Raw genomic sequence first — 17,360 nt, forward strand, 5'->3', positions numbered from 1 at the left:
CTTCGGAAAACTGCGGCCGCCGGCCTGCTCATTACAGGCGGATTGCTGCTGCCGGGCTGCGGAATTAGCCCTGGCGCTGAAGCCTTGCCGCCGGAGCCGTCGGCGTCGTCCTGGCAATTGCCGCCGTCACCCGATCAGGAAAACGGCAGCACAGTTGTCCCGGTTATCCCCGAGCCAACCGATACAGCCCGTCCTGACGCAGTAACTGAAACCACGGCACCACCCAGAACCTTGAGGCTTCCATCAATGGCCGCAGGTTCAGACCTCATACAGGTGGGACTGCGGGAGGACGGAACCTTGGAAGTGCCTCCGGGCAACCCCGGAGCACCCGCGGCCTGGTACGCCGGATCGCCAAAACCAGGAGACCCGGGACCTGCCGTGCTCCTGGGGCACGTCAACGCCGAAGGCGGTGGGCCGGGGATCTTCGCGGACCTGCGCAAGCTTCAGCCCGGCGACGATGTGGAGGTGGTCCGCGAGGACGGCACCACCGCCGTCTTTGCAGTCCAATATGCAGAGCAATACCCCAAGGTTTCCTTCCCCACCGAAAAGGTCTACGGAAACACCGGCGGACCGGAGCTGCGGCTGATTACCTGCGACGGTTATGACGCGAAAAGCGGAACCTTTGCTGACAACTACGTGGTGTACGCGCGCCTCAAGTAATAGTCCGGACCGGGCCATCCGGACGGACGGCGACTCCGAAGCATTCCTTAACCCCGGATACCCGGGCGAAGGAATCCGGCTGCGGCCGGCATCATTCGGGAGGCTGGCCATGGAGCATCAACCGCGCAACCATGCACAGGACCGCGCGCAGGAGTCCGTTTGGGACTATCCACGCCCGCCGCGGCTGGAACCCAGCGAGGAACGGGTCCGGATTTTCCTCGGCGGACAGCTAATTGCCGACACCACGTCCGCCGTCAGGGTGCTCGAAACCAGCCATCCTCCGGTGTACTACATTCCCCTCGAGGATTTTGCCCCGGATGCCCTGGTCCCGGTTAAAGGGTCCACCTTTTGTGAGTACAAGGGCAAAGCGGCCTATTTTGACGTCGTTGGCGGGGGTACCCGCGTGCCGAGGGCTGCCTGGACCTACCCGGGCCCGAGGCCCGGTTACGGCCCGCTTGCCAGCCGGGCCGCCGTGTACCCCGGAAAAATGGACCGCTGCACCGTGGACGGCGAGGAGGTGCAGCCGCAGGAGGGCGACTTTTACGGCGGCTGGATCACCGGACGCATCACCGGACCATTCAAAGGCGCCCCGGGCACCGGCGGCTGGTGAACGCTGATGACCGCCGGCGAACAAAAGCCCCCGGACACAACGTAAGCCGGCAACCCCCGGAAAGAGGGGCTGCCGGCTTAGGTGCGGACGAGTCTAGGACTCGCGGCCCTCAATGGCGATTTTTGCCTGCGGGTCCGACTCATTCAGGAACTTCGTGATGCGGTCCACTTCTTCGCTCTCGCCAATGGCTGCGGCCGCACGGCCCAGCGCGTACAGCGCGCGCAGGAAGCCCTGGTTCGGCACATGCTCCCAGGGGATGGGGCCGGCGCCGCGCCAGCCTGAGCGGCGCAGCGCATCCAGGCCGCGGTGGTAGCCGACCCGGGCGTAGGCGTAGGACTCGATGGTGCGGCCTTCATCAAAGGCCTCGTCAGCGAGGATTGCCCAAACCTGGGAGGAGGTGGGGTGCTTCGCTGCCAGGTCCAGGGCTTCGTCTCCGGCTTCGAGGCGAGCGACGACGTCGGACTCCTCGGGCAGGTACGTGGGCTCGGGGCCGAGCAGGTTCTTGCGGAATTCATCTGACATTAGAGGGACTTGCCTGCCGATCCTAGGGTTTGGGCTGCTTCCATCACGCGTGCGGACATGCCGGCTTCAGCCGACGCGCCCCATACGCGCGGGTCATACTGCTTCTTGTTGCCAACCTCGCCGTCAACCTTCAGCACGCCGTCGTAATTGCGGAACATGTGGTCCGCAACGGGGCGCGTGTAGGCGTACTGGGTGTCAGTGTCGATATTCATCTTGATCACGCCGTAGGAGACTGCGTCGGCAATCTCCTGGGCGGACGAGCCCGAGCCGCCGTGGAAGACCAGGTCAAACGGGCGTTCCTTGCCGAGGGAACCACCCACAGCGTCCTGGATGTCCTTGAGGATTTCCGGGCGCAGCTTGACGCCGCCGGGCTTGTACACGCCGTGCACGTTGCCGAAGGTCAGCGCCGTAATGTAGCGGCCCTTCTCGCCGGTCCCCAGCGCCTCAATGGTCTTGGTGCCGTCCGCAACCGTTGTGTACAGCTTGTCGTTGATGGCGTTCTCCACGCCGTCCTCCTCGCCGCCCACGGTGCCGATTTCCACTTCGAGGATCATCTTGGCGGCGTGGGTGCGGGCGAGCAGTTCCTGCGCGATCCGCAGGTTCTCTTCCAGGGTTTCCGCGGAGCCGTCCCACATGTGGGAGTTGAAGATGGGATCTTCGCCGCGCTTGACCGCTGCCTCGGACGCCGCCAGCAGGGGCAGCACAAAGTCATCCAGCTTGTCCTTGGGGCAGTGGTCAGTGTGCAGCGCGATGTTCACGTTGTAGCTCTTGGCAACTTCACGGGCATAGGCGGCGAAGGCGAGGGAGCCGGTGACCATGTTCTTGACCTTGGCGCCGGACCAGTATGCGGCGCCGCCGGTGGACACCTGGACGATGCCGTCGGAACCCGCCTCGGCGAAACCTGCCAGCGCCGCATTCAACGTCTGGGACGAGGTGACGTTCACGGCCGGATATGCGAATCCCCCGGCTTTGGCGCGGTCGATCATCTCGGCATAAATCTCGGGGGTTGCAATAGGCATGCTGACTCCTCGTGGAAGGTTGATCTACGGCGGGCCGGTCACGGCAGAGCCAGGCCCTCATTGGCTCCTTACATCCTAGCCACAAGTCGCCTTCCGGCATCAGGGCGTGTCACCGGCTTAGTTCACCCGCTGGCCGAAGACGTGCCGGCGGACCCATCCGTGCATGGCAATGGCGGCGGCGGCCGAGGCGTTCATGGACCGGGTGGAACCGAACTGGGCAATGGACAGCGTGGCGTCCGCCGCGGCGTGAACCTCCGGGGTCAGGCCGGGACCTTCCTGCCCAAACACGAGCACGCAGTTTTCCGGCAGCTCATAGGTTTCCAGCGGCACGGAGTCCGGGAAGTTGTCGATCCCGATGATGTGCAGCCCCTCGCCCTGGGCCCATTCGACAAACTCCTCCACGGTGGGGTGGTGGCGCACGTGCTGGTAGCGGTCGGTGACCATGGCGCCGCGCCGGTTCCACCGCCGTCGGCCAATGATGTGCACTTCCTTGGCCATGAAGGCATTGGCGGTGCGCACAACGGATCCGATATTGAGGTCATGCTGCCAGTTTTCGATCGCGACGTGGAAGGGATGCCGCTTCGAGTCCAGGTCGGCCACGATGGCGTCATGCTTCCAGTACCGGTACTGGTCCACCACGTTGCGGGTGTCGCCGTTGACCAGCAGTTCGGGATCCCAGTGCCCGCCCTCGGGCAGCGGCCCTTCCCAGGGACCGACACCGATTTGGTGGACCGGCACCGCGTCCGGGCCGGCGGGTTCGGCGGTTTCGACTGTTAACTCAGGGTTCTCCGGCAATTGCTCAACGCTGTCTATCACCCAACAAGCCTAAGGTGAAAGACTGAACCGCAGGATCACGAGGCAACAGCGGCCCAGGGGGAACCCGGCCGCAGGCAAGGAAAAGGAACAGCGTGGGCGAAAACGAGAACATTGAATGCTGGCTGACGGACATGGACGGCGTCCTGGTCCATGAAAACCATCCCATTCCGGGAGCAGCCGAACTCATTGAACGGTGGGTGGCCACATCAAAGCGGTTCCTGGTGCTGACCAACAACTCGATCTACACCCCGCGTGACCTGGCCGCGCGGCTCCGCGCCTCCGGGCTCGAGGTGCCGGAGGAGAACCTGTGGACCTCGGCGCTGGCCACCGCAGAGTTCCTCAAGGACCAGGTGAAGAACACCGGCGCTCCCGGCCGCTGCTTCGTGGTGGGAGAAGCCGGACTGACGACGGCGCTGCACGAGGCCGGAATGATCCTCACCGACACAAACCCGGATTACGTGGTGCTGGGTGAGACCCGCACCTACTCCTTCGGCACCATCACCAAGGCCATCCGCCTGATCCTCGGCGGCGCCCGTTTCATCGCCACCAACCCGGACGTCACCGGACCATCCCACGAGGGCGTCCTGCCGGCCACGGGCGCCATCGCCGCCCTGATCACGGCGGCCACCAGCATGGAGCCCTACATTGTGGGCAAGCCCAATCCCATGATGTTCCGTTCCGCGATGCGCAAGATCGACGCGCACTCGGAAACCACGGCCATGATCGGTGACCGGATGGACACCGACATCGTGGCGGGTATCGAGGCCGGACTGCATACGGTGCTGGTGCTCAGCGGCATCACCCAGCGCGAGGACATCAACCGGTATCCGTTCCGTCCCACCCAGATCATGAATTCAGTGGCTGACCTGATCGACACCGTCTAGAACACGGACCTCAGCCCGCCGCCAAGCTCCGGCGGGGAGTACAGCCGCAGCACTTCGCGCACCACCTCCTGGTAGATGCCCGGGTTCCACTGCGGACTGGCGTGGGCGGGCCTGGCGCCTTCGGTGACCGGGGAGGTGGTGACGATGTTGTCGGGAAAGACCGCGGCCCACTCGTACTTCGCACTGAAGTAGTTGACCGTCTTATCCTCCGGGTTGCCGATGAAGGCCAGCGACGCGCCGCCCAGGGCCGCGGCGTACAGCCGTGCGTCGAAATGGTAAATGTAGGACGCTTCGGCCTGGATCAGGGTGGTGGACGGCGCCAGCGGGGACAGCTGCTCCAGGGTTTGGTCCACCACCGTGTCCCAGGTCCTCTCGTCCTTGTGCAGGACCCGCTCCCCCAGTTCGTAGCCGCCGCGCAGCACGCTGGGAATGCGGTAGCCGGCGTCGTACAGGGCCGCGACGCCGCGGAACATGGCGCGGTCCAGCACGTCCTGGGCGCCTGCCGGGCTTGAGTCCAGAATGATGAGTTCGACGGCGACGCCCCGCTCGAGCAGGCGTGCAGCCACTTCCACGGCAAGCATCCCGCCGAAGCTGTGGCCGTAAAAGTAGATGCGCCGCAGCTGGTGGTTGCGGATGTAGCGGAAGACCGCGGCGACGATGTCGTCAACGTCCAGCCCGAGGTTGGAGTACCCGACGCCGGCCATTTGCCCGCGCGGGATGAGCGCAGGGCGCAGCGAGTTCAGGATCCATACGGTCTCTTCCCAGCTTGTTTTGTAGCCGGGGAACAGGAACCAGGATGCAGCCGGAAAGCGCCGCTCGGCCTCGTCGTCGCGCACGCGCAGGATCTCCAGGTCTTCGCGGTACCGCTGAATCCTGCGGGTGACATAGAGGTCCGCGGCCAGGGTCAGGCCAAGCGCGCTGCCGGCGAGGAAGCGGCGGCGGGAGAACCGCTTCAGGCTCTCCGCCGACCGCAGGAAGTCGGCCGGGTCCATGCTCACGAAGACCCGGTTTCCCAAGCTGGCATTCCGGAAGCAGCCGGCGTTCCGGCCCTAGTCCAGACCCAGTTCATCCTTGCCATAGGCGTACAGGTACGGCACGCCGGCTTCAGCCTCAATGCGCTCCTTCGACCCGGTGTCCCGGTCCACAATCACGGCAACGGCCACCACGTTGCCTCCGGCCCGCCGCACGCCTTCCACTGCGGTCAGCGCGGAACCGCCCGTGGTGGAGGTGTCTTCCAGGACCACGACGTTGCGGCCGGCAACATCGGGGCCCTCCACCTGGCGCCCCATGCCGTAGGACTTCTGCGCCTTGCGGACCACAAACGCGTCGATGGGACGGCCCGCCCGGGCCCCGGCATGCATTACCGCGGTGGCCACCGGGTCAGCGCCCATGGTCAGTCCGCCGGCACTTTCGAAGGAGATTCCGGCCCGGTCGATCAGGTCCAGCATCACGTCTCCCACCAGCTGTGAGGCCTCGTGGTGCAGGGTGATCCGGCGGAGATCAATGTAGTAGTCGGCTTCGGCTCCGGAGGAGAGGATCACTTTGCCGCGGACCACCGCCAACTCATCAATCAGATCCAGGAGGCGGGCACGGGCAGCAGGTGAAACAGGCGCGGTCATGGCCTCAATCCTAGCCGAGCCGCACTTTCCCCACCGCTGATGTGACGGGAGATATAGGGTGGAGCACATGCGCCAACTACAAGCTGAAATCATTGCGGAAATGGGCGTGCAGCCCGAAATCGATGCCACGGCTGAAATCCGCCGGCGGGTGGACTTCCTCAAGTCCTACGCCGAGGCATCCCACACCAACGGATTTGTGCTGGGGATCAGCGGGGGCGTGGACTCCACGCTGGCCGGCCGCCTGGCCCAGCTTGCCGTCGACGAGCTCACCGCCGAGGGCATCGAATCCCAGTTCATCGCGCTGCGGCTGCCCTACCAGGTCCAGCACGATGAGGCGGATGCCCAGGCAGCGCTGGAGTTCATCCGTCCCACCCTTTCCTGGGTCTACAACGTTGCTCCGGCCGTTGACGGGTACCAGGAGGAGTACGTGAAAATGAGCGGCGAGCAGCTCAGCGACTTCAACAAGGGCAACATCAAGGCCCGGGCGCGGATGACCGCCCAGTACGCCGTCGCCGGAGAGCGCAACCTGCTGGTCATCGGCACCGACCACGGAGCGGAGTCCGTCACCGGGTTCTTCACTAAATACGGCGACGGCGGTGCGGACATCCTGCCGCTCTTCGGGCTGAACAAGCGCCAGAACCGGCAGCTGCTGGCTGAACTCGGCGCGCCGGAGGCCCTGATCAGCAAGGCTCCCACGGCGGATCTGCTCGACGACGTCCCCGGCCAGACCGACGAGACGGAGCTGGGCATCAGCTACGACACCATTGACGATTATCTCGAAGGCCGGGAGGTTCCCGAGGACGCGGCGGAGAAGATTGAGCGCCGCTTCCTGATGACCCGGCACAAGCGCACGGTGCCGGTCAGCATCTTGGACACGTGGTGGAAGCCCTGAGGCATGCCCTGATCCGGCGGCTCATTCGGTAACGTAGCAAGGGTGAAGATTGCTACCTGGAATGTGAACTCCATCCGTGCCCGCGCCGACCGCGTCGAAGCGTGGCTGCAGCGCTCCGACGTCGATGTCCTGGCCATTCAGGAAACCAAGGCCAAGGACGAGAATTTCCCGTGGGAGATCTTTGAGAACAACGGCTACGAGGTTGCGCACTTTGGCGTGAACCAGTGGAACGGCGTGGCGATTGCCTCGCGTGTGGGGCTCGACGACGTCGAGCGCACCTTCCCGGGCCAGCCGAAGTTCGGCAAGACCGAGGAAACCACGGCGTCGGAGGCGCGCGCCATTGGCGCAACCTGCAACGGGGTCCGGATTTGGAGCCTCTATGTGCCCAACGGCCGGTCCCTTGACGATCCCCACATGCCCTACAAGCTGGCGTGGCTGGACATCCTGAAGGACCAGGCCGCAGGCTGGATAAAGGAAAACCCGGACCTGCCGCTGGCCCTGATGGGCGACTGGAACATTGCGCCGCAGGATGACGATGTCTGGGACATCGAACTGTTCCGGCGCGAGAACCACACTCACGTCAGCGAACCCGAGCGGGAGGCCTTCCGGGCGTTCCTCGACGCCGGATTCACCGACGTCGCCCGTCCCTACACGCCCGGACCCGGCGTCTACACATATTGGGATTACACCCAGCTGCGGTTCCCGAAGAAGGAAGGCATGCGCATCGACTTCGTCCTCGGCTCCCCGGCGCTTGCCGCCCGTGTCACCGGTGCCTCGATTGACCGCGAGGAGCGCAAGGGCAAGGGCGCCTCGGACCACGCGCCCGTGATCGTGGAGCTGGACTGACGTGAGCGGGCAGCCGCAGCGCTCCCTCTACCGCACGTTCCCCTACGTGTCACATCTGCGCGTTTACGAACCGCTGGATGTGTTTGACGACAACCAGCAGCTGGCCATCATGGAGCAGCGCTCCCGCGGCCGGCACGAAACCGAAGTGCTGGACCGCAGCGACGCCGTGCGCCGCCTGGTGCGCGCCGTCTCGGATCCCTTCCCGCACAGCACCACCGACCTGGTGCGGGTGCTTCACTACCCGGGCCATGAAGGAACCACCCGGCGGTTGTACTGCCCCAACCAGCTCGCGGTCCGGGCGTCGCTGGCTGCGGAGTCACTGGGCGAGAGCATCCGCGGACCGCTGGTGGACGTCCTGGTGCCCGAGGTGGCCCGCGAGGCGCACGCCGCCCGCATCGATCCCGATTCCTTCGCCGACTCCCTGGCACACCTGCACACCCGGTCGGCTACCTGGGGTGTCCCGTTCGGCTGGTTCGTGCTGCTGCATGAGGAGGACCACTCCGAGGTAGTGGAGGATGACGGGAAGGTCCAGACCGTGCGGCTGACCGCACCCGTCAGCCAGTGCCTGGACCGGGCCCGGCGGGCCACTGCCGCGCTGGCGCTGGCCGCCCCGGAACTGGATTTGCTGGACGAGCTGGATGAGCTCACCAACTGGCTGGAGATCTTCTCCGAGGACGCGGTCCTGGAACTGGACTACGGCCCGGTGGCGGACCTGGTGTTCCCCGATGATTCGCCCTCTGACGTGCGGCTGGGCATCGAGTCGCTGGCCGAAGGAGACATGACCGGAGCCGCGGCGTCATACCGCCGGCTGGCCAACCGCTGGATTCCGATCCGCCAGCTGGCCCGCGCAAGCTAGCCCTTCCTCCCTTCCTAGCCCGCGAGATGGCGGAAACTGCACGTACCAGCGCTCAGAGGGACACTTTCTGCCATGTCGCGGAGTGGGCTAGCGGACGCGGTCCTCCCGGCTGAAGCGCAGCTTCCGGCCGCCGTCGATGCTGATCAGCACCGGGGTTTCCCGGCCCAGCGCGACGTCGAGCGCTTCCACCAGCGCGGTGGCATCGGCCGCGATGAGGTGCGGCGCGGCGCCCTGCCGGGGGTTGATGCGGATCCGCAGCGCGGAACTGCCGCGGACGTCGTAGGTGCTCACTGCCGCGGCGGCCACGTCCGGGTCTTCCTGCAGCGCCGAACGCAGCGCCTGTTCCGCCATGGCCCCGCTGATCGCCACCCGTCCCGGCGCGCCGTCATCGTCATATTCCGAAACCAGGGTGCCGGTCCGGCCCCGGCCCTGCGCAGCGGCCCAGAGAATCAGCAGCACGATCGTTACGACCATGACCAGGGCCAGCAAGGCCCAGATCCAGCTCTGTGACTGGCCGGGCATGGCTGTTTGCTCCCCAATGTCCCGCAGCCTATCCAGCACACCGGGCGCAAAGGACTGCCAGCGGCGGGCGGCACCGCCGTCAACGCTGATCCACAGCAGTCCGCCGCCGACGCCGATCAGGATCAGCCCCAGCAGTCCCAGCAGGATTCGGTTCAGTGATCTGGGAGTCCGGTTCACTGTCCAATCACCCCAAGGGTGGAAACCTGCACCCGGACCTCGGGCTGCGGATCCAGTCCGGTCAGCCGGAGTTCATCCTCCACGGCCTCCCGCACCACGTCGCCGTTGACCGGCACGCCCGAGGTGGGGCGGATGCGCACATCAACACGGGTCCGGCCGACGGTGACCAGCACCTGTTCGGCGGTGACCCCGGCCGTGAGCCGTGCGCGGCGTGCCAGCGAGGAGGCCAGCACTTCTGCGTCCACGACGACGGCGGCCCTCGGGTTGGGCAGCGCGTAGCGCGGGCGGCGGCCCGGCAGGACCGACTGCAGGAAAAAGGCCAGCCCCGCCAGCAGGAGCAACAGGCCGCTGAGCCCCAGGACACCGCTGTCGGCTTCCGCGGGCAGGCGTGACAGCCAGGCGCCGAGCGCTGCCGGATCCGTTAGCCAGGCATCCTGGCCCAGCGCCTGCAGCGTGGCCTCCAGCAAAACGTAAAGGCAGAAGAGGATCCCCAGAAACGCTGCAATCATGGAACCCGGTGTCCGGCTGGCATGGGTTTCCCGGCGCACGATCCGCCGGGTGAGGGAGTCGTTGCTGTTCAACGGACCCTGCTTCCTTCGTTGATCTGGACGCCGGTGACGCGGATGTCCACCCGGGACACCAGTGATCCGGTCAGAGCTGTGACTTTGTCTTTCAGGAACGGCTTCGCCGCGTGGGCGCGGTCCCATACCGATCCGCCGGCGCGCTCGATAACCCCGGGATCAGCGGCTATCCGGTTCAGGGCCGGCAGCGACACCGGCAGGGACAGGGACATGGCCAGCATCCCCTGGTCATCGGACCACGCAACACGGATGGAAGACGAGGGAACACCGAAAAACTCCGCCGCCGCCGCCTTCGCCGTGGAAGTCAGCGCCTGGGTGCTGATGCGGTTGTGGCCGGCCAGCCCGGAAGCACGTTCAGCGGCCGGAGCGGAGGCCAGGACGGCGTGGCTCACGAGGAGGAACGGCGTCCGGTCAGCGCATCACGGACGGTGCGGAAGTCCACTTTGCCCTCCACGGCGCGCCCGCACAGGGCACCCACAGCGATGAACAGCGCCATCAGAAGGAACCCCCAAAAATCGAAAATCAGGGCGGTGAAGGCCAAAACTGCCCCGATCGCCATGCCCGTAACGGTTGGTTTCATTGTTCCTGCCTCATGACGGTGTTCCTGGTGTTCCTGGTGTTGCGTTCCTGGCTCTCTTCGACCCTATACCGCTTGCTCCCGCGCTGCCTCGCCCGCTGCGTCCTCCGCTGCCCGCTAGGCCGGAGAGGAACCAGTCCGGGCCTTATCCGGGCGGCCTTCCGGCGCTCCCGGAACCTGCACGTCGTTGACGTCCACGTTGACTTCGACCACCCGCAGGCCCACCAGGGATTCCACCGCCGAGTAGACGGCAGCCCGGACAGCATCGGCGATCCGGGTCAGCGGGATGCCGTACACAGCCACCAGCGTGACGTCGACCGCCACTTCGGTTTCGCCGACTTCCACGTGGACTCCCTGCGTGGCGCTGGATCCTCCCACCGCGTCCCGGACCGCACCGAGCGCACGGCCGGAACCGGTGCCGAGCGCATAGACGCCCTCCACCGAACGGGCGGCAATGGCGGCAACCTTGGCCACGGCCTGCTCGCTGATGGCCGTCTTGCCGCCGACATTTTCCGGCAGGACACCGGATGCGGCGGCGGCTGCCTCCGCAGCTAGTGGAGCCTGCACACCCGAAGGCGCCTGCACCGGAGCGGGCGCGTGGGCCGGCGTAGGCGCCGGAGCGTGGGCCGGCGTGCGGGGAGGCATGGCGGCAGCATCCGTGGAACCGCTGACTGCCGGGGGCATGTTGGCTGGAGGAAAGTTCTGGTTCTGGGCGTCATCCATAAGGCCCAGCGTATCCTGCAGCCCTGGTCTGCGGGCAGGTCCGCTTCCCGACGCTGCTCACCGCATCCCGACCCTGCGGCCGGTCACCACGGTGGGCTGGATTCCGATAAAAACATCACGCTGCCCGCCGCCCCAGGGCTCGGCCATGCGCCGCCCCCAGAGTGTCGTCAGCAGCTCGGAGTCCACAACGGGCTCGGCCCTCCCGCTGAGCAGGACGGACCAGCCGTCCATCCGAAGCGGGTCATGGTCATCAATCTGGAAGGATGCGCTGCGGTGATCCGATCCACCGCCGAGGACGCCGTCCTGTGCGGTGCGGAAGTAGACAGCCTTGTCGTGGACAACATAGTTCACCGGGAAGACCAGCACCCGGCCGTTGTCGGAATACGCGACCCGCCCGGTTCCCTGTGCGGCCAGAAGGGTCCAGCATTCAGTTTCGGTCAGGTCTTCGCTGCGGTGAGTCGCTGCGGTTTCCCATGCAAAATCCCGTGCATCCGTCGCCATCATTGCCTCCGAAGTAGATTTCGGACCAGTCAAGCGCAATGAGGGGGAATTTGGAAAGAGCTGCGGCACGGTGCCGGGACAAGACAAAGAAAAACCCCGAACTCGTGGAGTTCGGGGTTTTAGCTGGTGGCTCCGACCGGCGTCGATCCGGTGACCTTTCGATTTTCAGTCGAACGCTCTACCAACTGAGCTACAGAGCCGGGCATCATCGCTACCGATGATCACCGAGATCTTCCAAATCGCTTCAGAAAATCTGAGCGACCCTGACGGGACTCGAACCCGCGACCTCCGCCGTGACAGGGCGGCGCGCTAACCAACTGCGCTACAGGGCCTTACTTTTCACGAGTGTAAACTCTACCAGCATTTCACCGGCCCGATTACCACTCATGAGTACCCCCAACGGGATTCGAACCCGTGCCGCCGCCGTGAAAGGGCGGTGTCCTAGGCCGCTAGACGATGGGGGCCTTTAGAACACACTGGAACGCAGCCAGATCGGAAGTTTCCGTTCGTTTGCGCCCCGGTGGACTCATAAAACTATAGGGCCTGTTGGGGAAAACAGCAAAACGGCTGCGGTCACCCGGCGCCACCGCTCCCGTTAGAGTGGCTTAGGTGCCCATAAACATGCTTCCCGAAGACTTCGAGACCGCAGTTGATGATGCCATCGACTCCATCCCCGCTGACCTGGCGGCGGCCATGAACAACGTCGCGATTTTCATTGAGGACGAGTATGTTCCCGGGCCCGGCGAGGATCCGGAAACCGAACTCCTGGGCATCTACGACGGCACGCCGCTGACGGAACGGGATTCCTGGTGGGACGCCGGGTCACTCCCGGACCGGATCGTTATTTTCCGCGGACCACTGATGCGGATGTGTTCCTCCAGGGAGGAGCTGGTGCGTGAAATCCGCATCACCGTTATCCATGAGGTTGCCCATCATTTCGGCATCGACGATGCCCGGCTGCATGAACTCGGCTGGGGGTAGCTAGCCTTAAGGCATGGGAGATCATCACAGCCACAGCCACGGACTGCCGGCGGGCACCGCAACGGGACGTCACCGGCGCAAGCTGCTGATCGTTTTCCTCATCACCATCAGCGTGGTGTTCATCCAGGTTGCCGGCGCGCTGCTCTCCGGTTCGCTGGCCCTGCTGGCCGACGCCGGACACATGCTGTCCGACGCCGCCGGCGTTTCCATCGCCCTTCTTGCGGCGTGGATTGCCACCCGCCCGCCGACAAAGCGGCGGACGTACGGCTACCAGCGCGCCGAAGTCCTGGCCGCGCTGGCCAACGCCGTGCTGCTGATTGTCATTGCCACGGTCATTTTTGTCGAAGCCATCCGCCGCTTCGGCTCCGAACCCGAGGTGCACACCGGCCTGATGCTCGGCGCAGCGATCATCGGCGGGCTGGCCAACCTCGCCTCGCTGCTGGTGCTGCAGAGCGGCCGCAAGGAAAGCCTGAACGTGCGCGGCGCCTACCTCGAGGTCCTCGGCGACCTGCTGGGCTCGGCCGCCGTCGTCGTCTCCGCCGTGGTCATCATGCTCACCGGCTACCAGCAGGCTGACACCTGGGCATCGATCCTTATTGCCCTCATGATCCTGCCCCGCGCCTGGTCGCTGCTGAAGGAAGTCATCGATGTGCTGCTCGAAGCCACCCCGCAGGGCGTGGACACTGAGATGATCCGCGAACACATCGTGAAGGTGGAGGGGATTTCCGACGCGCATGACATCCACATCTGGACCATCACCTCGGGCGTTCCCGTCTTCTCGGCCCATGTGGTGGTCGACGACGACCACCTCACCTCGGAGCGGATGGACCAGCTGCTGGACCGGCTCACGGGCTGCCTGAGCCAGCATTTTGACACCGAACACTGCACCTTCCAGCTCGAGCCCGCCAGCCACGCGGTCCATGAGGGACACCAGCACGCCTGAGGCTTAGTCCTCCGGGACGGAACCGAACGCCGCGCGGTCAGCCAGCCGGGGATCATCATGGTCGGGAACCACCATGACCGGCCCCTTGGCGTGATGCAGGACGCTTTGGCTGGTGGATCCCATCAGCATTCCCGCAAAACCGCCGCGGCCGCGCGTGCCCAGGACCAGCAGCTCCACCGAAGCCGTGCGGTTTATGAGGATCTCCGCCGGCGGGCCGTCGATCAGCTGAACGGTCATGGAAAGGTCCGGGAAATGGCTTTGCAGCCAGGCCCGGCCGGCCCGCAGCTGTTCGGAAATCTCTTCGTGCAGCGCCTCCAGATCCATGGGAGCCGGAACCCAGGCCAGCGAGCCGCTGAACGGCGGAAGGGCGCACAGAATATGAAGCGGCAGGCCCCGGTTCACCGCCTGCTCCGCAGCGACGAGGGAAGCGGCGCGCCCCTGCTCCGACCCGTCGACGCCAACCACCACAACGTCCTCGACCGTTTGTTCGGTCGGCGCCCCCGCGGGAGGCCGAACCCCGGCTTCGGGCAGCCTTCCCGCGGTCCGCAGCGGCACCACGACGGTGGGGCATTTTGCGTGCGCGGGCAGTGCGCTGGACACCGAACCCAGCAGGCGGCCCACAAAACCGCCGCGGCCGCGCGAGCCCACAACCATCAGGTCAGCTTCTTCGGACAGTTCCAGCAGGACCGCTGCCGCGTCCCCGGTCTCGACCCGCGAAAACACTTCAATGTTGTATGCGCTGATGCGCTCCAGCGCCTTGTTGAGCACTGAGCGCGCGCCGTCGCGGATGATCGCGTCATCCATGGTGGTGTATCCGGCGTCCATGGAAGAGGCGGCAAAAATGGGAACGGTATAGGCCGTGACCACGTGCAGCGGAGTCCTGCGGCGCTCGGCCTCCTTGGCGGCCCACACCAGGGCGCAGAGGCTTTGGTCGGATCCGTCCACTCCCACGACGATGCCCGCCGATCCCTCCAGCTTGCCGTACTCGCTCCACATTGAAGTCAAAATGCCCCACCCCTTATGGTTCATTACCCGCTGCCGTGTTCTTCATCGAACACCCGGAACAGTGCTTGTTTCGGTAGCGTACCGTGCGGACCCCCGCCGCCGTGAGGTCCACCGAAACACGCCGCCCGCAGCACTACACAGAGGTGTCCGCGACAGATAGGCTTCGGGGCATCACAACCGAAGACCGTCCCCGGGCAACCAGGCGACGTAAATCTGCGGGAACGGAAGAGGCGCCGTCCCTGCAGCCTTGATCTATGTCAGGGGGTTGCCTCGGTGGGTAAAACAATGGACAGCGGTGATGACGACGCAGTGGCCCCGGCACTTGAGCCGGGTACCGAAGCGACGGCCGCCGTCGTGATCGGATGCGGGCTGACCGGCTTGGCAGTGGCAAGCGAGCTCAGCCGCCACGGCCTCGATCCCATCGTCCTGAACGGACTCCGGAAGGACACCGAGCCGGTGCACGGCCAGGTGCCGGATGCACTGACCCTCCCCGAACGCACGGAGCTGCTCCGCCTTCTGCACGGTTATGCCGCCGGGCACTCGCTGGACATCCGCCGCGGCACCCCCGCCGAGGAGCTGGGACTGCTGCGCGGTTCCGGCGGCATGAGCGTCTCCACCGCCCCCGAACCGGGCGCGGCGAAATGGATCGTGCGCACACGCAACGGAGTCCTGCTGGCCGACGCCGTGGTGCTCGCGGGCTGTGGGCAGCCGGCGCTGGTGAAGCTCATCCGCACCCTCGGTTTCGCGGCGGGCGCGGAACTGCGCAATGCCCTGCGTCACGCCGGGCTCTATATCGTTGGCGCCGGCGAGGCGCTGACCGCGCCAACCCGGGAACTCGTGCGCCAGGCAAAGCGGGCCGGCCAGGAAGTTGCTGCCCGCAACGCAATGCTCGACGGCGCTTCCGTCCTGCGTTACGGCACCGGATAGGGGCCACCGGGCAGCGCCCCGGTGCAGCAGCATCGGCAGCAGTGCAGCGTGACTCGCACACCGCTGAAAGAGATAAACCTCACTCTGAGCTCCCGCCCAAACGGCATCCGGCCCCGTGGGCCCGCTAAAGGGGCGCGATAAGATCGAGGGGCGGGATTCCCCTACCTAGCCATCACCCACTCAGAGGAAAGTCATGCTCAAACAAGGTTCAAAGCTGGACCGGTATTTTGAAATCTCGAAGAGGGGTTCGTCCGTCTCCCGCGAAGTAAGGGGTGGCCTGGCCACGTTCTTCGCCATGAGCTACATCGTTGTGCTGAACCCGCTGATTCTCGGCGGAGAGGACGGGGTAGGCAACACGCTGTCAGCGCCTGCCGTCGCTGCCGCCACCGCACTCGTTGCCGGAGTGCTGACCGTCATCATGGGCGCCTGGGCCAAGCATCCTTTTGCCATGGCCACCGGCCTGGGCGTTAACGCCTTTGTTGCCGCGACCGTTGCCACCAATCCGGGCCTGACCTGGCCTGACGTCATGGGCCTGATCCTCCTTTCCGGCGTCACCATGTTCATCCTGGTGCTCACCGGATTCCGGACCGCGGTCTTCAAGGCGGTTCCCGCCAGCCTGAAGACAGCCATCGTGGCGGGCATTGGCCTCTTTATTGCCATGCTCGGGTTCGTCAACGCCGGCTTCATCCGCCGGATACCCGATGAGGCGGGCACCACCGTTCCGCTGGAACTGGGCGTCGGAGGCCAGCTGCTGGGCTGGCCCAGCCTGGTCTTCGTCTTCGGACTGGTCCTCACGATCGGACTGCTGGCCCGCAACGTTCGTGGTGCGATCCTCATTGGCATCGTCGCTTCCACCATCCTCTCCGTGATCATCGAAACGGTGGCATCCCCGGGATCCCAGGGTGCCGGCGTGGCCACCGGTTGGTCGCTGGTTACCCCGAGCATGCCCGAATGGGCGGCACCCGATCTCTCCCTGCTGGGGCAGGTCAGTGTCTTTGGATCCTTCCAAACCCTCGGCGTCGTCGCCGCATCCCTGCTGGCCTTCGTGATCCTGCTGAGCATCTTCTTCGACGCCATGGGCACCATGGTGGGGCTGGCCACTTCGGCCGGATCCATCGACAAGGACGGCAACATTCCGAACGTGGACCGCGTGCTCCTGGTCGATGCCGCCGGTGCCGTTGTCGGCGGTGCAGCCGGCGTCTCGTCCAACCAGATCTATGTGGAGTCCGGATCCGGCATTGCCGAGGGCGCCCGGACCGGCCTGGCGTCGGTGGTTACCGGCCTGCTGTTCATCGTGGCCATGTTCCTGACCCCGCTGATCTATCTGGTGCCGTTTGAGGCCGTGGCCCCGGCGCTGGTGGTTGTGGGTTACCTCATGGTGTCCCAGGTCGGCAAGATCGACTGGAACGACATCGGTATCGCCATTCCTGCCTTCCTGACGATCGCCCTGATGCCGTTCACGTACTCGATCGCCAACGGCCTCGGTGCCGGCTTCATCACCTTCGCCCTGATCCGTCTCTTCCAGGGCCGCGGCAAGGAAGTACACCCGCTGATGTGGGTTGTCGCCGCAGCCTTCGTGCTGTTCTTCTCCGTGGGGGCAATTTCCTCAGCCCTCGGCGTCTAGGCACGGTTCAGGTTATGGCCTGAGCATGACCGGCACAGCAAAAAAGCCGTCCGAAGCACTGCGCTTCGGACGGCT

22 protein-coding genes and 3 tRNA genes are annotated in these 17,360 nt (G+C 65.5%); 10 read left to right on the forward strand and 15 right to left on the reverse strand.

Annotated elements, in window-relative coordinates; all coding sequences use genetic code 11:
* Positions 1 to 246: 246 nt before the first annotated feature.
* Positions 247 to 660 carry a sortase domain-containing protein gene (locus AAE021_RS14925; RefSeq protein WP_342023099.1) on the forward strand — a complete coding sequence of 138 codons (414 nt, stop codon included), beginning with the start codon at positions 247 to 249 and terminating at the stop codon, positions 658 to 660.
* Positions 661 to 769: 109 nt separating this feature from the next.
* Positions 770 to 1,270: a DUF427 domain-containing protein gene (locus AAE021_RS14930; RefSeq protein WP_342023100.1), complete on the forward strand. Its 501-nt coding sequence runs from the start codon at positions 770 to 772 to the stop codon at positions 1,268 to 1,270.
* A gap of 93 nt (positions 1,271 to 1,363) precedes the next feature.
* On the opposite strand, the gene AAE021_RS14935 is transcribed toward AAE021_RS14930, so the two are convergent.
* From AAE021_RS14935 to AAE021_RS14945, 3 genes are all read right to left on the reverse strand, one after another.
* Entirely contained in the window at positions 1,364 to 1,792 is a 429-nt protein-coding gene (locus tag AAE021_RS14935; RefSeq protein WP_342023101.1) for a DUF3151 domain-containing protein, read from the reverse strand.
* Complete coding sequence (gene fbaA, locus AAE021_RS14940) at positions 1,792 to 2,811, reverse strand: class II fructose-bisphosphate aldolase (RefSeq protein ID WP_342023102.1); 1,020 nt, start codon at positions 2,809 to 2,811, stop codon at positions 1,792 to 1,794. The genes AAE021_RS14935 and fbaA overlap by 1 nt, the downstream gene beginning before the upstream one ends.
* 117 nt (positions 2,812 to 2,928) lie before the next feature.
* Entirely contained in the window at positions 2,929 to 3,627 is a 699-nt protein-coding gene (locus AAE021_RS14945) for a TrmH family RNA methyltransferase (protein WP_425362408.1), read from the reverse strand.
* A 131-nt stretch (positions 3,628 to 3,758) separates the two neighbouring features.
* Between AAE021_RS14945 and AAE021_RS14950 the strand changes: the two genes are divergently transcribed.
* On the forward strand, positions 3,759 to 4,511 hold the full coding sequence (locus AAE021_RS14950; RefSeq protein WP_342025430.1) for an HAD-IIA family hydrolase: 753 nt from the start codon (positions 3,759 to 3,761) through the stop codon (positions 4,509 to 4,511).
* Here AAE021_RS14950 and AAE021_RS14955 read toward each other — a convergent pair.
* Positions 4,508 to 5,503, reverse strand: coding sequence for an alpha/beta fold hydrolase (locus tag AAE021_RS14955; RefSeq protein WP_342025431.1), 996 nt, complete (start codon positions 5,501 to 5,503; stop codon positions 4,508 to 4,510). The two genes, AAE021_RS14950 and AAE021_RS14955, sit on opposite strands and share 4 nt — an antisense overlap.
* A gap of 57 nt (positions 5,504 to 5,560) precedes the next feature.
* Positions 5,561 to 6,130: an orotate phosphoribosyltransferase gene (gene pyrE, locus AAE021_RS14960; RefSeq protein WP_342023103.1), complete on the reverse strand. Its 570-nt coding sequence runs from the start codon at positions 6,128 to 6,130 to the stop codon at positions 5,561 to 5,563.
* A 67-nt stretch (positions 6,131 to 6,197) separates the two neighbouring features.
* Between pyrE and nadE the strand changes: the two genes are divergently transcribed.
* The 3 genes from nadE to AAE021_RS14975 are packed head-to-tail and all read left to right on the forward strand — an operon-like array spanning position 6,198 to position 8,724.
* Positions 6,198 to 7,022: an ammonia-dependent NAD(+) synthetase gene (gene nadE / locus AAE021_RS14965; protein WP_342023104.1), complete on the forward strand. Its 825-nt coding sequence runs from the start codon at positions 6,198 to 6,200 to the stop codon at positions 7,020 to 7,022.
* Positions 7,023 to 7,064: 42 nt separating this feature from the next.
* Complete coding sequence (locus tag AAE021_RS14970; RefSeq protein WP_342023105.1) at positions 7,065 to 7,868, forward strand: exodeoxyribonuclease III; 804 nt, start codon at positions 7,065 to 7,067, stop codon at positions 7,866 to 7,868.
* A gap of 1 nt (position 7,869) precedes the next feature.
* Entirely contained in the window at positions 7,870 to 8,724 is an 855-nt protein-coding gene (locus tag AAE021_RS14975) for a hypothetical protein (protein ID WP_342023106.1), read from the forward strand.
* Positions 8,725 to 8,811: 87 nt separating this feature from the next.
* Here AAE021_RS14975 and AAE021_RS14980 read toward each other — a convergent pair whose 3' ends face one another.
* The 9 genes from AAE021_RS14980 to AAE021_RS15020 form a co-directional block, all read right to left on the reverse strand.
* Positions 8,812 to 9,423, reverse strand: a complete 612-nt coding sequence (locus AAE021_RS14980) for a hypothetical protein (protein ID WP_342023107.1) — start codon at positions 9,421 to 9,423, stop codon at positions 8,812 to 8,814.
* Positions 9,420 to 10,004, reverse strand: a complete 585-nt coding sequence (locus AAE021_RS14985; protein ID WP_342023108.1) for a DUF6286 domain-containing protein — start codon at positions 10,002 to 10,004, stop codon at positions 9,420 to 9,422. The genes AAE021_RS14980 and AAE021_RS14985 overlap by 4 nt, the downstream gene beginning before the upstream one ends.
* Positions 10,001 to 10,396 (reverse strand): hypothetical protein, encoded by a 396-nt coding sequence (locus AAE021_RS14990; protein WP_342023109.1) that lies wholly within the window; start codon positions 10,394 to 10,396, stop codon positions 10,001 to 10,003. The genes AAE021_RS14985 and AAE021_RS14990 overlap by 4 nt, the downstream gene beginning before the upstream one ends.
* The gene (locus tag AAE021_RS14995; protein ID WP_342023110.1) at positions 10,393 to 10,584 is read right to left on the reverse strand and encodes a DUF2273 domain-containing protein; all 192 of its coding nucleotides are present in this window, start codon (positions 10,582 to 10,584) and stop codon (positions 10,393 to 10,395) included. The genes AAE021_RS14990 and AAE021_RS14995 overlap by 4 nt, the downstream gene beginning before the upstream one ends.
* A 114-nt stretch (positions 10,585 to 10,698) precedes the next feature.
* A complete protein-coding gene (locus tag AAE021_RS15000; protein WP_425362409.1) occupies positions 10,699 to 11,304 on the reverse strand; it encodes an Asp23/Gls24 family envelope stress response protein in 606 nt (201 codons plus the stop codon).
* 57 nt (positions 11,305 to 11,361) lie between these two features.
* Entirely contained in the window at positions 11,362 to 11,805 is a 444-nt protein-coding gene (locus AAE021_RS15005) for a pyridoxamine 5'-phosphate oxidase family protein (RefSeq protein WP_342023111.1), read from the reverse strand.
* A 124-nt stretch (positions 11,806 to 11,929) separates the two neighbouring features.
* Positions 11,930 to 12,005, reverse strand: a tRNA-Phe gene (locus AAE021_RS15010).
* A 58-nt stretch (positions 12,006 to 12,063) separates the two neighbouring features.
* Positions 12,064 to 12,137 (reverse strand) — tRNA-Asp (locus tag AAE021_RS15015).
* A 59-nt stretch (positions 12,138 to 12,196) separates the two neighbouring features.
* A tRNA-Glu gene (locus AAE021_RS15020) sits at positions 12,197 to 12,269 on the reverse strand.
* 157 nt (positions 12,270 to 12,426) lie between these two features.
* Here AAE021_RS15020 and AAE021_RS15025 point away from each other — a divergent pair.
* Together AAE021_RS15025 and AAE021_RS15030 are read left to right on the forward strand one after the other, a co-directional pair.
* Positions 12,427 to 12,786, forward strand: coding sequence for a metallopeptidase family protein (locus AAE021_RS15025; protein ID WP_341394749.1), 360 nt, complete (start codon positions 12,427 to 12,429; stop codon positions 12,784 to 12,786).
* Between the two features lie 13 nt (positions 12,787 to 12,799).
* Positions 12,800 to 13,729: a cation diffusion facilitator family transporter gene (locus AAE021_RS15030; protein WP_342023112.1), complete on the forward strand. Its 930-nt coding sequence runs from the start codon at positions 12,800 to 12,802 to the stop codon at positions 13,727 to 13,729.
* A gap of 3 nt (positions 13,730 to 13,732) precedes the next feature.
* Here AAE021_RS15030 and AAE021_RS15035 read toward each other — a convergent pair whose 3' ends face one another.
* Positions 13,733 to 14,725, reverse strand: coding sequence for a universal stress protein (locus AAE021_RS15035; RefSeq protein WP_342025433.1), 993 nt, complete (start codon positions 14,723 to 14,725; stop codon positions 13,733 to 13,735).
* Between the two features lie 294 nt (positions 14,726 to 15,019).
* On the opposite strand from AAE021_RS15035, the gene AAE021_RS15040 reads away from it, so the two are divergent.
* Positions 15,020 to 15,661 carry an FAD-binding protein gene (locus AAE021_RS15040; RefSeq protein ID WP_342023113.1) on the forward strand — a complete coding sequence of 214 codons (642 nt, stop codon included), beginning with the start codon at positions 15,020 to 15,022 and terminating at the stop codon, positions 15,659 to 15,661.
* Between the two features lie 193 nt (positions 15,662 to 15,854).
* On the forward strand, positions 15,855 to 17,285 hold the full coding sequence (locus tag AAE021_RS15045) for an NCS2 family permease (RefSeq protein ID WP_342023114.1): 1,431 nt from the start codon (positions 15,855 to 15,857) through the stop codon (positions 17,283 to 17,285).
* Positions 17,286 to 17,360: the final 75 nt, after the last annotated feature.

Origin of the sequence: Arthrobacter citreus (genome assembly GCF_038405225.1) — a bacterium.
Lineage (GTDB): Bacteria > Actinomycetota > Actinomycetes > Actinomycetales > Micrococcaceae > Arthrobacter_B > Arthrobacter_B citreus_A.

Coding starts and splice junctions, on each gene's coding strand:
- nadE (WP_342023104.1), top strand. CDS start 6,198: ATGCGCCAACTACAAGCTGAAATCATTGCGGAAATGGGCGTGCAGCCC.
- AAE021_RS15000 (WP_425362409.1), bottom strand. CDS start 11,304: ATGGATGACGCCCAGAACCAGAACTTTCCTCCAGCCAACATGCCCCCG.
- AAE021_RS14930 (WP_342023100.1), top strand. CDS start 770: ATGGAGCATCAACCGCGCAACCATGCACAGGACCGCGCGCAGGAGTCC.
- AAE021_RS15040 (WP_342023113.1), top strand. CDS start 15,020: ATGGACAGCGGTGATGACGACGCAGTGGCCCCGGCACTTGAGCCGGGT.
- AAE021_RS14995 (WP_342023110.1), bottom strand. CDS start 10,584: ATGAAACCAACCGTTACGGGCATGGCGATCGGGGCAGTTTTGGCCTTC.
- AAE021_RS14925 (WP_342023099.1), top strand. CDS start 247: ATGGCCGCAGGTTCAGACCTCATACAGGTGGGACTGCGGGAGGACGGA.
- fbaA (WP_342023102.1), bottom strand. CDS start 2,811: ATGCCTATTGCAACCCCCGAGATTTATGCCGAGATGATCGACCGCGCC.
- AAE021_RS15005 (WP_342023111.1), bottom strand. CDS start 11,805: ATGGCGACGGATGCACGGGATTTTGCATGGGAAACCGCAGCGACTCAC.
- AAE021_RS15030 (WP_342023112.1), top strand. CDS start 12,800: ATGGGAGATCATCACAGCCACAGCCACGGACTGCCGGCGGGCACCGCA.
- AAE021_RS14955 (WP_342025431.1), bottom strand. CDS start 5,503: ATGGACCCGGCCGACTTCCTGCGGTCGGCGGAGAGCCTGAAGCGGTTC.
- AAE021_RS15045 (WP_342023114.1), top strand. CDS start 15,855: ATGCTCAAACAAGGTTCAAAGCTGGACCGGTATTTTGAAATCTCGAAG.
- AAE021_RS14950 (WP_342025430.1), top strand. CDS start 3,759: ATGGACGGCGTCCTGGTCCATGAAAACCATCCCATTCCGGGAGCAGCC.
- AAE021_RS15035 (WP_342025433.1), bottom strand. CDS start 14,725: ATGTGGAGCGAGTACGGCAAGCTGGAGGGATCGGCGGGCATCGTCGTG.
- pyrE (WP_342023103.1), bottom strand. CDS start 6,130: ATGACCGCGCCTGTTTCACCTGCTGCCCGTGCCCGCCTCCTGGATCTG.
- AAE021_RS14935 (WP_342023101.1), bottom strand. CDS start 1,792: ATGTCAGATGAATTCCGCAAGAACCTGCTCGGCCCCGAGCCCACGTAC.
- AAE021_RS15025 (WP_341394749.1), top strand. CDS start 12,427: ATGCTTCCCGAAGACTTCGAGACCGCAGTTGATGATGCCATCGACTCC.